The sequence below is a fragment of the Salinicoccus carnicancri Crm genome (assembly GCF_000330705.1).
Classification (GTDB): domain Bacteria; phylum Bacillota; class Bacilli; order Staphylococcales; family Salinicoccaceae; genus Salinicoccus; species Salinicoccus carnicancri.
This window is the reverse complement of sequence record NZ_ANAM01000008.1, coordinates 152,775-166,995: the sequence shown is the minus strand read 5'-3', so window position 1 is coordinate 166,995 and position 14,221 is coordinate 152,775. Positions and strand designations below refer to the sequence as shown.

Sequence of the window (14,221 nt, the reverse complement as noted above, 5' to 3'; positions counted from 1 at the left end):
TGCAGAGCTTTTCTACTCATTTTGAGAAGTCTGAAACCAGTTATTTGATTTTGCCGCCTATATCTAGTATATTTTACAGGAATGAAAAAAGAGGTGTTGAAAATGTTTAAATTTAATGAAGACGACACTAACCTGACTTGTTCTTTCTGTGGGAAGGACCAGGAACAGGTTAAGAAGCTGATAGCAGGCAGCGGTGTTTATATTTGTAACGAATGTATCGAACTGTGCCACGAAATCATCGAAGAGGAGCTCAAATCAGAGAAGACTGAAGTGATCACTGATATTCCTAAGCCGCAGGAGATTCTCGAATCCCTGAATGACTATGTCATCGGCCAGGAAAAGGCGAAACGCGCATTGAGTGTAGCGGTCTACAACCATTATAAACGCATCAACCAGAACAATGAGGACGGTGTTGAAATTTCAAAAAGTAATATTGCCCTCATCGGTCCCACCGGCAGTGGTAAGACGCTCCTTGCACAAACACTCGCAAGGACACTCAACGTGCCGTTTGCAATTGCGGATGCGACGAGCCTGACTGAAGCGGGGTATGTCGGTGACGATGTTGAAAACATCCTCCTGAGACTGATCCAGGCTGCAGACTTTGATGTTGAACGTGCAGAACAGGGAATCATCTATGTCGATGAAATCGACAAGATTGCCAGAAAGAGCGAAAACACTTCAATTACGAGGGATGTATCGGGTGAAGGCGTTCAGCAGGCACTGCTCAAGATCCTTGAAGGTACGACAGCCAGCGTGCCTCCGCAGGGAGGAAGAAAGCATCCGAACCAGGAGTCAATACAGATAGATACGACAAATATCCTGTTCATCATAGGCGGTGCATTTGACGGCATGGATGAAATAATCAAGAGAAGGATCGGTGAGAAGGTCATCGGCTTCGGCGGTGCATCCAGCGAGAAATTCGACGATAAAGATGCAATCATGAGCCGCGTGCGTCCGGACGATCTCCAGAGCTACGGTCTGATTCCTGAATTTATCGGCCGTGTACCAATCATCAGCTATCTTGAGGAGCTTGATGTCGAAGCACTCAACTCCATTTTGACGGAGCCTAAAAATGCGCTTGTCAAACAGTATAAGAAAATGCTTGAGATCGATGACGTCGAACTTGAGTTTGATGAGGATGCACTCAATGCAATCAGTGAGCTCGCCATCGAAAGAAGGACGGGGGCACGCGGTCTCCGTTCGATAATCGAAGAGCGCATGGTTGACATCATGTTCAACATCCCTTCAAATGAAGAGATCCGTAAAGTCAAGATTACGAGGGAAACCATTCAGGATGAAGCGCAACCGTTGCTCTATGATGAAAACGGTGAACTGCTGGATCCGGAACGTAAAAGCGCATAAGAGAATGATAAATTCACCTGAGCTGTCTTTAACCGGACAGCTCTTTTTGCTGAAAGGAGTGGAAATATGAAAATAAATCCGGGAAGTGTGGATATTCTCATATCCGCAGTAGGCCCTGACCAGTATCCCGAAACCGGGCTGTCTGAAATAGCACTCAGTGGAAGATCGAATGTTGGGAAGTCGTCTTTCATCAATGCAGTGGCGGGAAGGAAGAATATCGCCAGAACTTCTTCGAAGCCGGGAAAGACCCAGACGCTCAACTTCTATGATATGGACGCGAAGTTCGTGTTTGTGGACGTACCCGGTTACGGGTATGCAAAGGAATCAAAGAAGGCGCGTGAGAAATGGGGCGCGATGATAGAGGCATATATTACGGAAAGGCACGCTTTAAAAGCAGTCATCCAGCTTATAGACATGAGGCATAAACCGACCGAAGACGACATTCTGATGTATGATTTCCTCAAATATTATGAAATACCGGTAATTGTCGTGTGTACTAAGATGGACAAAGTTCCAAAAAGCAAAGTGCAGAAGCATCTGAAAATAATCAAAGAGGGCATAGAATTTGAGGAGGGGGACACAATAATACCGTTCTCATCAACGGATAAGAGGAACCTGCCGCTCGTCATCCAGACGATTGCCGACCACATATGAAGATGTTCACAAAAAATTCTTATTTATAATCAGTATAAATAAGCGTGGCGGCATGGATAATATGTTCACATTCTGTTAAAATGATATATGTTATAAGTACCTCGTGAAGGTGCAATATGAATTGGGGGGCAATTCGGATGCACGTTATTGCGTTAAGTCTGAATTACAGAAAAGCGAGTGTCGAAGAAAGAGAATTGGTGGCTTTTGAAGATGAGGAAGTCATTCCGGCACTCCACAGATTAAGAGAACAAAAAAGCATACTTGAGGCTGTACTGCTTTCTACATGCAACCGTACTGAATTGTATGTGGTCAGTGACCAGGTGCATACTGGCAAATATTATTCCCAGAAATTCATCTCGGATTGGTTCGGTCTTGAGTTTGAAAAAGTGAAGAGCATCACGGATGTGAAGGTGGCGGACGAAGCCATCCATCATTTGTATCGTGTGACTGCAGGTCTTGAGTCCATGGTGCTGGGAGAAACGCAGATTCTTGGCCAGATCAGGGAGGCTTTCTTTACTGCACAACAGGAACATACGACAGGAACAGTCTTCAACAAGCTCTTCAAAGAGGCGATTACAGTTGCAAAACGCGGACACAGTGAAACGGATATTTCAAAAAATGCAATATCAATTTCATATTCGGCGGTTGAATTGGCCAAGAAGATCTTCTCTAATATAAGCGACAGCAAAGTCCTGGTGATCGGCGCGGGTGAAATGGCGGAGCAATCCCTGCTCAACCTGACATCAAACGGTATCAATAAATTGACGGTCATCAACCGTTCAGAGGACAAAGCACAGGCGCTGGCACAGCATTTTGGCGGTGAGAGTGCACGATTCGATACCCTGGAAGCGCAGCTTGCGGATGCCGACATTGTCATTTCAAGTACAGCGGCGAGAAACCATGTCATTACTGAAGATATGGTCAGGAACGCTCTGGCTGACAGGAAGATGAGGGAGCCGCTCGTGCTGATGGACATTGCCCTGCCACGTGACATCGCGCCCGGTGTAAGCAGCCTGGATGATGTCTATATGTATAATGTGGACGATCTTCAGGGACTCGTGGATGCCAATCTTTCCACCCGCAAGGAAGAGGCACTCAAAATTGAAGCGATGATTGCAGAGAGCATGGACAGCTTCGAAGAGTGGGTGAGCATGCTGGGTGTTGTACCGGTCATCCAGGCGCTCAGATCCAAGGCGCTCAATATACATGAAGATACCTTCCAGAGTGTGGAAAGAAAAATGCCGGAGATGACCGATCGTGAGCGGACGATCGTCTCCAAACACATGAAAAGTATCATAAACCAGATGCTCAAAGATCCCATCATCTATACGAAAGAGATTGCAGGCAGCAGAAAAGCGGATGTAAAACTGGATGAAATCCAGCAGCTGTTCGGCATCGAAGACGAAGTGAATGAGATCAGACAGCAGGATAAAGCCAAAAATCAGGAAAGGCTCCGCGCCAGAAAACAGGAGCTCGCACTCGATTAGACAGGTGGGTAACATATGGACTTTATGTTCCGCATCCATGAATTTATTCTATTACTATACTTTATAAGCCTTTCTGCGCTGAGCTACGATCTGTTCTTCAGAAATCGCCAGGCCAGGAAGGTTTCGTTTTATGTTGCAATTGCTGCGGCAGGACTGCAGATCGCAGGGTTCATCGGCATCAGTGTAAGCATTGGCCGTATTCCGGTCCAGACTACATTTGAGGGTCTCTATGCGCTGTCCATACTTATAATAATGACCGGTCTCCTCCACTACAGGAGGAGTGATTCGGAAATTGCATTGTTCATATATGTATTGACCGCTTTCATACTGTTCGCTGTCCATACCTTTGCACCGGTCCAATACTCGAAGACGACCGAAGTTTCCACTTTGATGAATGAACTTCTTGTCATCCATGTCGGGCTTGCCCTGCTTGCATATGTTCTGTTCTTCGTCTCTGCCCTGCATGCCGTGATTTATATCATCCAGTATGATAATCTGAAAAAGAAGCGTTTCAACAGACTTTTCTTTTCATTATTCAGCGTGGGGACGGCAGAAAAGATGATGGTGCGTACGCTGCTTTTCGGTGTGTGCAGCATGGCGATCAGCATCCTGCTCGGAGCAATGTGGGGCATCAATATAATGGGCGCGGGGATATTCACCGATATCAAAGTCCTCGGTACATGTATTGTGCTGCTGCTGTATGCCGCACTGCTGTTCCATCTGAAAACGGAACACAATATTTTGCGCTTTGCTAAATTGAATGTCATCATCTTCTTCATTTGTATGCTTAACTATATTTTCATCACACAACTCTCCCAGTTCCATTTCTGGGGTTATTAAAGGAGAAATACCGAATGCGGAAATTTATCGTAGGATCAAGACGGAGCGGCCTGGCATTGACACAGTCAAAGCAGTTCATAGACAGTCTGAAGGAACATTACCCTGACATAGACATCGAAATAAAGGAAATTGTCACCAAAGGTGACCGCATCGTGGATGTGCAGCTGTCAAAAGTCGGCGGCAAAGGCCTGTTCGTCAAAGAAATCGAACAGGCGCTTGAAAACAAGGAAATCGACATGGCGATTCACAGTCTGAAAGATGTGCCGAGCACCCTGTCAGAAGGGTTTACCATCGCATGTGTGCCGCAGCGTGAAGATATGCGCGATGCCTTTCTTTCCAACGACAAGGTGGCGTTCAAAAATCTGCCGGCCGGCAGCGTGGTAGGAACGAGCAGTCTCCGCCGCGGTGCCCAGCTGCTGGCAATGAGGGATGACATCGAAGTCAAATGGGTGCGCGGAAACATCGACACCCGCATCAAAAAGATGGAATCTGGTGAATATGACGCAATCATCCTTGCTGCGGCCGGACTGAAGCGTATGGGATGGTCCGATGATATCGTGACTGAATATCTGGATCCTGAAACTTTCATCCCTGCAATCGCCCAGGGCGCGCTCGGCATAGAGTGCCGCTCGGATGACAGGGACCTCATTGAAATGCTGCAGAAGGTCCATTCCGAGGAAGATGCAGCCTGTACAAATGCCGAGAGGGCATTTCTGAAGCGCATGGACGGCAGCTGCCAGGTGCCCATTGGCGGGCATGCAAAATATGAAGATGGTGAGCTGTACCTGACGGGCCTCATCATGCCTGAAGATGGCAGTGAGCAGTATCTTGTCAGAAAATCCCATGAAAATCCGGAAACGCTTGGCAACCTTGTAGCGGATGAGATGGAACGTATCGGGGCCAAGGACATCATTGACAGGATCAATGAATCACTCTAAACCGGTTGTAATTGTTACGCAGAGCAGAATGGGAAGTGCAGGTTCCGGTGATTTTACCATTGAGCATGCACCGGTGATCAGGACCGAGCTCCTGCCCTTCAACGAAGGCATGCTGGATGGGGAATACGACTGGCTGGTTCTGACCAGCCCGAATTCGGTGGAACATTTTGCCCCGTTCCTTGGCAGGGTCAAGTTCAACAGGCTGGCCAGTATCGGCAAAAGGACGAGTGAGGCCATGGAGGAGCATGGTATGCATGTCGATTTTGAACCGAGCGGCTATAGCCAGGAAAAATTCATGGAGGAGTTTGCTGTAAATAAAGGTGAACGGATCCTTTATCCCGTGAGTGCCAACGCACGGCCGCTCATGTATGAGTACCTGAGTGATGCCGGTGCGGAGGTCACGCGTATCCCGCTTTATCACCCAGTCCCGGATGGAGAGTCACTTGCAAAGATTGAAAGACTGCTTTACGAAGGAGCTTATGCAGTCACTTTCTCAAGTCCGTCGGGTGTAGAAGCCTTTACCGGCAGATTAGACAAGGGCAGACTTGAAAATGTGACAGTGGCAGCAATCGGCCATGTGACGCATGATGCATTAAAAAAACGGGGGATCGACAGTATCCAGCCGGAAAAAGAGACACTGCAGGATATGTTCAACATGCTTGAAAAAAGAGTTAATCAGAGGTGTAACGATGAATTTTGACAGACATCGCCGTATGAGAAGGACGGCGTTCATGCGAGATATGGTCAGGGAGACCAGAGTGACAAAAGAAGATTTCATCTATCCGATATTCGTAGTGGAAGCGGATGATGTCAGAAAAGAAGTGCCGTCGATGAAAGGTGTATTCCAGGTATCGCTGAACCTGCTTGAAAAAGAACTGGAGGAAGTCAGCCGCCTGGGGATAAAGTCCGTCATTTTCTTCGGCATTCCGAATGAAAAGGATCCCGAAGGTACAGGTGCATACCATGACCATGGTGTCGTGCAGGAAGCATGCAGGATCAGCAAAAGGCTCCATCCTGAAATCCTTGTGATACTGGATACATGCCTCTGTGAATATACAGATCATGGACACTGTGGTCTGATCGACAGTGAAACCCAAGATGTGGATAATGACAGTACCCTGCCGCTGCTCGTCCAGACAGCAGTGTCACAGGCAGGGGCCGGGGCGGATATCATTGCTCCGAGCAACATGATGGACGGGTTTGTCAGTGAAATCAGAAAAGGCCTCGATGACAACGGCTTCAGCCATATTCCGATTATGAGCTACGGTATCAAATATGCCTCGAAGTTCTACGGCCCCTTCAGGGATGCCGCCGACTCCACACCGTCATTCGGTGACAGGAGGACGTACCAGATGGATCCGGCAAACCGTCTTGAAGCACAGCGTGAGCTTGAAAGTGACCTTGAAGAGGGATGCGATATGATGATTGTAAAACCTGCATTGTCATATCTTGATATCATCCGTGATGTCAGGAACAGCTCAAACGTACCGGTAGTGGCGTATAATGTAAGCGGAGAATACTCAATGACACGTACCGCCATTGATATGGGGCTGCTTGACGAGGAAGTGATCATGGAGCAGATGGTATCCATGAAACGTGCCGGTGCGGATATGATTATCACCTATTTCGCAAAAGATCTTTGCAGAATGATTGATGAAGGGACGGAATAACATGTACGAAAATTCAAAGGCACTCTATAAGAAAGCGACGGAACTCATGCCGGGCGGTGTGAACAGTCCTGTCAGGGCGTTCAATTCAGTAGGGATGGATCCTGTATTCATCGATCATGCCAAAGATGCCCGGACATATGATGTCGACGGCAATGAATATATCGACTATGTGCTCAGTTTCGGTCCGCTCATCCTCGGCCACAGCGACGACAGAGTGGTGGATGCTGTTTCTGAAGCGGCCCAAAAAGGCACCAGCTTCGGCGCACCGACATCACTTGAAAACGAGCTGGCGGAATTGGTCATCGACCGTGTGCCTTCTGTGGAAATGATACGCATGGTGTCATCAGGTACAGAAGCAACACTTGCGGCCCTAAGGCTTGCAAGAGGATTCACAGGGCGGAGCAAAATCCTCAAATTCGAAGGCTGCTACCATGGGCACAGTGACTCGCTGCTCATAAAAGCGGGCAGCGGGGTGGCGACTCTCGGGCTTCCGGATTCTCCGGGAGTGCCGGAAGGTACGGCCGCCAACACGATCACGGTGCCATACAATGATGAAGAGAGCCTGAAGGAAGCGTTCGATCAATTCGGCGAAGACATCGCAGCAGTAATCATGGAGCCGGTTGCCGGCAATATGGGAGTCGTCCCCCCTGTGGAAGGCTATCTTGATTTCGTCCGCAGGATTACAGAGGAGAACGGAACTCTCCTGATTTTTGATGAAGTCATGACAGGCTTCAGGGTGGGGTATAACTGCGCACAGGGGCATTACGGTATCACTCCCGACCTCACATGCCTCGGAAAAGTCATCGGCGGCGGACTGCCGGTCGGCGCCTACGGTGGCCGGCGCGATATCATGGAGCACATTGCACCGACCGGCGACATCTACCAGGCGGGGACGCTTTCAGGGAACCCGCTTGCCATGACGGCGGGCCTTGAAACACTGAAGCAGCTCACGCCGGAGAGCTATGAATATTTCAACCGTCTCGGCGATATGCTTGAGAATGGTCTGAAGGAAATATTCAGTGAAAAAGGCTATCCGATTACTGTCAACCGCGCCGGTTCGATGATCGGTTTCTTCCTCACTGAAGGACCGGTTACAGACTTTGATTCGGCGAATACCAGCGACCTCGACCTGTTTGCCCAAATGTACCGCAGCCTGCTTGAAGAGGGCGTATACCTGCCGCCGTCCCAGTTTGAAGGCATGTTCCTTTCAACGAAACATACCGAAGAGGATATAAGTAAAACACTGACGGCATTCAGTAATGCCCTGGACAAAATTAAAGCAGAATAACGCAATTTATACCGTTTACGGAAAATAAATAAAGTGTATAATTGAGTTAAACACATAAATGGAGGTTGTGTACATGGCAAATGATAAGGACAAGCATGTGTCCGATAAAGACAAATTCATGAAAGGGCAGAGAGACGAAGACAAAACGTTCGTCGACGGCCAAAACAGAGAAATGATTGAACACAAAGAGGATGACAAGAGAAACCCGCTTGTTTGGATCACTCCGATCATCATCCTGTTGTTACTTATTCCTCTTGTAATACACCTCGCCACAGGTAACGGCGGTGTTGCGCTTACCGGTGGAGGAGAGGAAGAGGAGTCTTCCGAAGAATCATCCGGCGGTGGCGAAGAGGAAAGCGGCGGAGAAGGCGGTGGCGAAGAGGCATCCACAGGCGACTTCGATGCTGAAGGGTTTGCCCGCGACAACTGTGCATCCTGTCATGGTGAGGACTTCTCCGGCGGCATGGGACCTGCGCTTGCAGGCACAAGCCTCGAGGAAGGTGAATTCACTGATGTTGTCAGAAACGGCCGGGGATCAATGCCGTCATTCAGCCAGGATCAGATTGCTGATGAAGACCTGACTGCACTCTATGAATTCATGGCAGGCCAATAACTGATTCGAAAACTTCCGCATTCGATGTGGAAGTTTTTGTTGTTTGCGGCAAAGGCATACAGATGGTACAAAGGGGAGGTTTCACATAATGAAATACTTGAGGCTGCTGTTCCTGTTTATTGCGGCAACAACTCTTTCATGGATATTACAGACAGCCGGCATGATCCTGCCGTGGCTCTTCGGGGCGATGATCGCAACAGTAATCTTCCAGCGGCTGACCAGACGGGATACAGGATTTAAGAAGTGGATGGGTGACATCGGCATCTTCATCATCGGTATCGAAATCGGCTCCACCTTCACCAAGGAGACAATCATCGATATGCAGGATGATGTGTTAAATATCGTACTGCTTACCTTGATGGTCGTCATCCTGAGCCTGATACTGGCCAGGTTTTTCACTAAAATGACAGGTTGTACATATGAAACGGCGGTTCTTGCAACTACACCCGGAGCACTCTCACAGATGATTCTGATGGCGGAGGAGGAAAAACGCGCCGACCTGCTTCTGGTCACTCTCACACAGATGTCCCGCATTGTCCTCGTTGTCATTCTGGTGCCCTTCATTGCCAGTATTTTTTCAGACGGTGTTCCCGGCATACCGGACGACATTGAACCAAACCTTACCTCTGTGCTTGTGCCTGAAATGCTCATGCTGGCCGCCGGAGCAGTGGTGCTTACGTTCGTCCTCAAACTTTTGAAGTTTCCGGTCCCTGTGATGATTGCCCCGATGATCGGCGTGCTGGTGTGGAACTTAGCCACCGACCATACATTTGCCCTCAATGTGGAATTCATGTACCTTGCACAGGTGCTGTTCGGAATCCGTGTCGGCATCCAGATCTCTTCACTGGTCAGCAGACTGAACAGACGCATGGTCGTGTCAATGCTTGTCCAGAACGTACTCCTTATACTGGGCACATTCCTGATTGTCATCCTCTTCATCTTGTTTACGGAGCATAACTTCAATAATCTGTTCCTGAGCGCAGCGCCCGGCGGCATCGGCCAGATCATCATAGTTGCAGTGGAGATGGGGGCGAACATCGCAATGATCTCAAGCTATCACATATTCAGGATTTTCTTCATCCTGCTGATAGTTGCACCGGTGATCAACATCATCCTGTCCAGGAACCGCAGGCGGCGCAGTCAGGACGGGAAAGAAACTTGACAGTTCCTGCTGGTTGGAATACTATAAGATTAAATCTATAAACATCACGGCAGAAGGTCACGGAAGTGCGGGTTTAAGAGAGTATGCGCGGGCTGAAAGCATACCGAAGCACACCGCGGATGTAGTCTGCATGTTGATTCCGTCTGAAAATGCAGTAGGACGGGACGTCTGATGAGCGTTAATCATCTCAAGTGCAGCATGAGCAATGCTGAATTTAGGTGGTACCGCGGAGCTCCCGTCCTATTTCTGGACGGGGGTTTTTATTATGCAAAAATTAAGGAGAGATAATTATGGATATGCCTACGAAATACAATCCGGCAAAAGTCGAGGAAGGCAAGTATCAAAGATGGGTGGAGGCAGGCTATTTCAAGTCTGATGCGACGTCGGACAAAGAACCGTATTCCATCGTCATTCCGCCGCCGAATGTGACCGGCAGGCTGCATCTCGGCCATGCCTGGGACACTACGCTCCAGGATATCATCACACGCATGAAGCGGATGCAGGGCTACGAAGTACTCTATCTTCCCGGTATGGACCATGCGGGTATTGCAACTCAGGCAAAAGTGGATGCCCGGCTCCGTGAGCAGGGCATCAGCCGGCATCAAATCGGGCGGGAAAGTTTCCTGGAGCATGCATGGAACTGGAAAGAGGAATATGCAAATTTCATCAGGAGCCAATGGGAGAAGCTCGGCCTGGGTCTGGATTATGACAAGGAACGCTTCACCATGGATGAAGGCCTGTCAAAGGCGGTCCGCAAAGTCTTTGTCGATATGTACAATAAAGGTCTGATTTACCGCGGGGAATATATCATCAACTGGGACCCGGTAACAGAGACGGCCCTCAGTGACATCGAAGTGATCCATAAAGAAGTCGATGGCAATTTCTATCATGTGAAATATCCGCTCGAAAACGGTGGTCATGTGGAGATTGCCACGACACGTCCGGAAACGATGCTCGGGGATACAGCCATAGTTGTGCATCCTGAAGATGCGCGTTATAAGGATATCATCGGTAAAAATGCAATACTGCCGATTGTCGGCAGGAAACTTCCAATCATCGCCGATGCATATGTGGACAAGGAATTCGGCACAGGCGTGATGAAAGTGACACCGGCCCACGATCCGAACGATTTCGTCATCGGTGAACGCCATAATCTCGAGCGCATCAATGTAATGCATCCGGACGGTTCCATGAACGGGCTTGCCGGTAAGTATGACGGGATGGATCGGTTCGAGTGCAGGAAAGCGCTGGTAAGAGATCTTGAAGATGAGGGGCTGATGATTGAAATAGAGCCGCATGTCCATTCTGTCGGACACTCCGAGAGAAGTGACGCGGTCGTCGAACCATACCTGTCCACACAATGGTTCGTGAGCATGGACAGCTTGGCCAGAAAAAGTCTGGACAACCAGGATTCTAAAAATCCAATCGACTTCGTACCAGAGCGTTTTGATGCCACTTTCCGCAGATGGATGGAAGATATCCGCGACTGGTGCATCTCAAGGCAGCTATGGTGGGGACATCAGATTCCCGCCTGGTACCACAAGGAATCGGGAGAAATCCACGTGGGAATGGAACCGCCGGCGGATGAAGAGAACTGGGAGCAGGATGAGGATGTGCTGGATACATGGTTCTCAAGTGCCCTGTGGCCGTTTTCAACGATGGGGTGGCCGGAGGAAACGGAGGATTTCCGGAAGTTCTTCCCGACGAATGTCCTTGTGACCGGCTATGACATCATCTTCTTCTGGGTGGCGAGAATGATCTTCTCCTCCCTTGAGCACACCGGGGAAAACCCATTTGATGATGTGCTGCTCCACGGGCTTGTACGTGATGAACAGAACCGTAAGATGTCAAAATCACTTGGCAACGGCGTCGATCCGATGGATGTCATCGACCAGTTCGGGGCAGATGCAATGAGGTACTTCCTGGCTACAGGGTCAACACCGGGGCATGATCTGAAATATTCTGATGCCAAAGTGGAGTCGGTATGGAATTTCATCAACAAGATATGGAATGCATCAAGATTCAGTCTGATGAACATCGGTGAAAATTTCGGCATGGCTGATATCAATCTTGAAGGCGAAAAGACGCTTGCCGACGAATGGATCCTCACCCGCCTGAATGAAACCATCGAGGACGTGACGAGGCTGTCAGAGAAATACGAGTTCGGCGAAGTGGGGCGCCTCCTCTATAACTTCATCTGGGATGAATTCTGTGACTGGTACATCGAGATGGCGAAAGTGCCCATGACCGAAGGTACGGACGAAGAGAAGGCGATGACACGGTCGGTGCTGCTTCACACACTCGACAGCATTCTGAAGATGCTCCATCCGTTCATGCCGTTCGTTACCGAAGAGATCTATCAGACGGTCGACAGCAACCGTTCCATCGTTGTCAGCGAATGGCCGGTGTCGGATGAAAACCATAAATATCCGGAATCCAAGGAAGGTATGGCGCTGCTTGTCGACATCATCAAATCGGTGAGGCAGACGAGAAGTGCGGTGAACTCCCCGCTGTCCAGACCGATCGATATCCAGATCGAAGTGAAGGATCAAGAAAGGCGGGCAGCTGTCGAGACGAACCGCAGCTATATCGACAGGTTCTGTAATCCGCAGACACTTGAGGTTGCGGAAAGCATCCAGGTGGATGATGATGCAAAAACAGATGTGGTCAAAGGTGCGACGGTCATACTGCCCCTTGCCGGTCTTATTGATATGAAAGAGGAGGCTGCACGGCTTGAGCAGGAGCTTGAGCGTCTTGCAGGAGAGCTCAAGCGTGTAGACGGCAAGCTCGGCAATGAAAAGTTCGTGAGCAACGCCCCGCAAGCTGTCGTGGATAAGGAGAAAGAGAAAAAGCTCGGCTACCAGTCCCAGTACAATGAAGTGAAAGGACGTCTGGACAGCCTTAAAAGAAAGGGTTAGAACATGAATTACAAAGATGGTCTCGACTGGATTCATGAACGTATCAAATTCGGGATAAAACCGGGTGTCAGAAGAATGGAATGGATGCTCGGGAGAATAGGGAATCCGGAGAAGAATATCAACGGGATCCATGTTGTCGGAACGAACGGCAAAGGTTCCACCGTCTCGTATATGAGACATGCGCTGAATCATAATGACTACAGCGTAGGTACATTCACTTCGCCATATATAGAAACATTCAATGAACGCATTTCTGTTGACGGGCAGGCCATCAGCGATGATGATATCGTGCGTCTCGTTGAAATTGTCCGGCCGGTCAGTGAAGATATGGAGAGGGAGACGGATCTCGGTACAGCAACCGAGTTTGAAATAATCACGATGATGATGTTCGTCTATTTCGGAAGGCTCAGATCCGTCGATTTCGTCATCGTTGAAGCGGGTCTCGGTGCCCAAAACGATTCGACAAATGTATTCGAACCGATCATGACAGTACTGACAAGCATCGGTCTCGACCACACCAATATCCTCGGCGATACGCTGCTCGATATTGCCAAGGATAAAAGCGGCGTCATCAAACCGGGTATTCCGCTCGTATTCAGCGTTAAAGATGACAGTGCACGGGATTATATACACAAAGTGCTCGACGATAACCATGCCAGAGGAATCGAACTCGGCAGGGACATCATCCTGGTGCGGGATGCCGAAGAGGGTGAATTCCAGTTCCAGTACGGACAGTATGATTTTCCGGATATACAGCTGAAGATGGCAGGCAGGCACCAGGAAGAGAATGCGGCACTTGCAATTGCCGCGCTTCTTGAACTGCACGACAATGATAAAGCCATGCTCGACTTCAATAAGTTGATCCACGGGATTGAAGCGATGACATGGCCCGGACGGATCGAAAAAATCCAGGACGAGCCGCTGATCGTCCTGGATGGTGCACACAATAATGAAGCGGTGGAAGCATTGGTCGATACCATCAGGAAAAACTACAATGATAGAAAAATATCTGTGTTGTTCTCGGCGATAGAGGGCAAACCGCTTGCCAGCATGGTGGATATGCTTTCAGTCATCGCTGATGAGTTTAATGTGACCCATTTCGATTTTCCAAAGGCACTCTCAATAAAAGAGATATACGAGACGGTGAATCATCCCGATAAACATGGAGTGAGTGACTACAAACGCTTCATGGAAGAATTCGACGGGGATATGCTCCTTGTTACAGGGAGCCTGTACTTCATCAGTGAAGTGAAAAAGTATTTTAACAACAAGTAGACTTACCCCGGTAC

The 14,221-nt window shown here is 49.0% G+C and carries 12 protein-coding genes; all 12 read left to right on the top strand.

All coding sequences use genetic code 11. From position 1 onward, the window contains the following. Positions 1-102: 102 nt before the first annotated feature. Positions 103-1,362: an ATP-dependent Clp protease ATP-binding subunit ClpX gene (clpX, locus tag C792_RS0108470; RefSeq protein ID WP_017549041.1), complete on the top strand. Its 1,260-nt coding sequence runs from the start codon at positions 103-105 to the stop codon at positions 1,360-1,362. Positions 1,363-1,428: 66 nt separating this feature from the next. Beyond that, positions 1,429-2,016 (top strand): ribosome biogenesis GTP-binding protein YihA/YsxC, encoded by a 588-nt coding sequence (gene yihA, locus C792_RS0108465; protein WP_017549040.1) that lies wholly within the window; start codon positions 1,429-1,431, stop codon positions 2,014-2,016. Positions 2,017-2,153: 137 nt separating this feature from the next. Beyond that, positions 2,154-3,503, top strand: a complete 1,350-nt coding sequence (gene hemA / locus C792_RS0108460) for a glutamyl-tRNA reductase (RefSeq protein WP_017549039.1) — start codon at positions 2,154-2,156, stop codon at positions 3,501-3,503. A gap of 15 nt (positions 3,504-3,518) precedes the next feature. After that, positions 3,519-4,343 carry a cytochrome c biogenesis protein CcsA gene (gene ccsA / locus C792_RS0108455; protein WP_017549038.1) on the top strand — a complete coding sequence of 275 codons (825 nt, stop codon included), beginning with the start codon at positions 3,519-3,521 and terminating at the stop codon, positions 4,341-4,343. A gap of 14 nt (positions 4,344-4,357) precedes the next feature. Beyond that, a complete protein-coding gene (gene hemC, locus C792_RS0108450) occupies positions 4,358-5,281 on the top strand; it encodes a hydroxymethylbilane synthase (RefSeq protein WP_017549037.1) in 924 nt (307 codons plus the stop codon). After that, a complete protein-coding gene (locus C792_RS0108445) occupies positions 5,268-5,981 on the top strand; it encodes a uroporphyrinogen-III synthase (protein WP_040608788.1) in 714 nt (237 codons plus the stop codon). Before hemC ends, C792_RS0108445 begins: the two co-directional genes overlap by 14 nt. Continuing rightward, positions 5,971-6,951, top strand: coding sequence for a porphobilinogen synthase (gene hemB / locus C792_RS0108440; protein WP_017549035.1), 981 nt, complete (start codon positions 5,971-5,973; stop codon positions 6,949-6,951). Before C792_RS0108445 ends, hemB begins: the two co-directional genes overlap by 11 nt. 1 nt (position 6,952) lies before the next feature. Next, complete coding sequence (gene hemL / locus C792_RS0108435) at positions 6,953-8,239, top strand: glutamate-1-semialdehyde 2,1-aminomutase (protein WP_017549034.1); 1,287 nt, start codon at positions 6,953-6,955, stop codon at positions 8,237-8,239. 73 nt (positions 8,240-8,312) lie between these two features. After that, complete coding sequence (locus C792_RS0108430) at positions 8,313-8,852, top strand: c-type cytochrome (protein ID WP_017549033.1); 540 nt, start codon at positions 8,313-8,315, stop codon at positions 8,850-8,852. 88 nt (positions 8,853-8,940) lie between these two features. Further along, complete coding sequence (locus tag C792_RS0108425) at positions 8,941-10,014, top strand: AbrB family transcriptional regulator (protein WP_017549032.1); 1,074 nt, start codon at positions 8,941-8,943, stop codon at positions 10,012-10,014. Between the two features lie 290 nt (positions 10,015-10,304). After that, positions 10,305-12,932, top strand: coding sequence for a valine--tRNA ligase (locus tag C792_RS0108420; protein ID WP_017549031.1), 2,628 nt, complete (start codon positions 10,305-10,307; stop codon positions 12,930-12,932). Positions 12,933-12,935: 3 nt separating this feature from the next. After that, complete coding sequence (locus C792_RS0108415; protein ID WP_017549030.1) at positions 12,936-14,207, top strand: bifunctional folylpolyglutamate synthase/dihydrofolate synthase; 1,272 nt, start codon at positions 12,936-12,938, stop codon at positions 14,205-14,207. Positions 14,208-14,221: the final 14 nt, after the last annotated feature.

Excerpts from the sequence above, each read along its gene's own strand:
- clpX (WP_017549041.1), top strand. The coding sequence starts at position 103 with ATGTTTAAATTTAATGAAGACGACACTAACCTGACTTGTTCTTTCTGT.
- yihA (WP_017549040.1), top strand. The coding sequence starts at position 1,429 with ATGAAAATAAATCCGGGAAGTGTGGATATTCTCATATCCGCAGTAGGC.
- hemA (WP_017549039.1), top strand. The coding sequence starts at position 2,154 with ATGCACGTTATTGCGTTAAGTCTGAATTACAGAAAAGCGAGTGTCGAA.
- ccsA (WP_017549038.1), top strand. The coding sequence starts at position 3,519 with ATGGACTTTATGTTCCGCATCCATGAATTTATTCTATTACTATACTTT.
- hemC (WP_017549037.1), top strand. The coding sequence starts at position 4,358 with ATGCGGAAATTTATCGTAGGATCAAGACGGAGCGGCCTGGCATTGACA.
- C792_RS0108445 (WP_040608788.1), top strand. The coding sequence starts at position 5,268 with ATGAATCACTCTAAACCGGTTGTAATTGTTACGCAGAGCAGAATGGGA.
- hemB (WP_017549035.1), top strand. The coding sequence starts at position 5,971 with ATGAATTTTGACAGACATCGCCGTATGAGAAGGACGGCGTTCATGCGA.
- hemL (WP_017549034.1), top strand. The coding sequence starts at position 6,953 with ATGTACGAAAATTCAAAGGCACTCTATAAGAAAGCGACGGAACTCATG.
- C792_RS0108430 (WP_017549033.1), top strand. The coding sequence starts at position 8,313 with ATGGCAAATGATAAGGACAAGCATGTGTCCGATAAAGACAAATTCATG.
- C792_RS0108425 (WP_017549032.1), top strand. The coding sequence starts at position 8,941 with ATGAAATACTTGAGGCTGCTGTTCCTGTTTATTGCGGCAACAACTCTT.
- C792_RS0108420 (WP_017549031.1), top strand. The coding sequence starts at position 10,305 with ATGGATATGCCTACGAAATACAATCCGGCAAAAGTCGAGGAAGGCAAG.
- C792_RS0108415 (WP_017549030.1), top strand. The coding sequence starts at position 12,936 with ATGAATTACAAAGATGGTCTCGACTGGATTCATGAACGTATCAAATTC.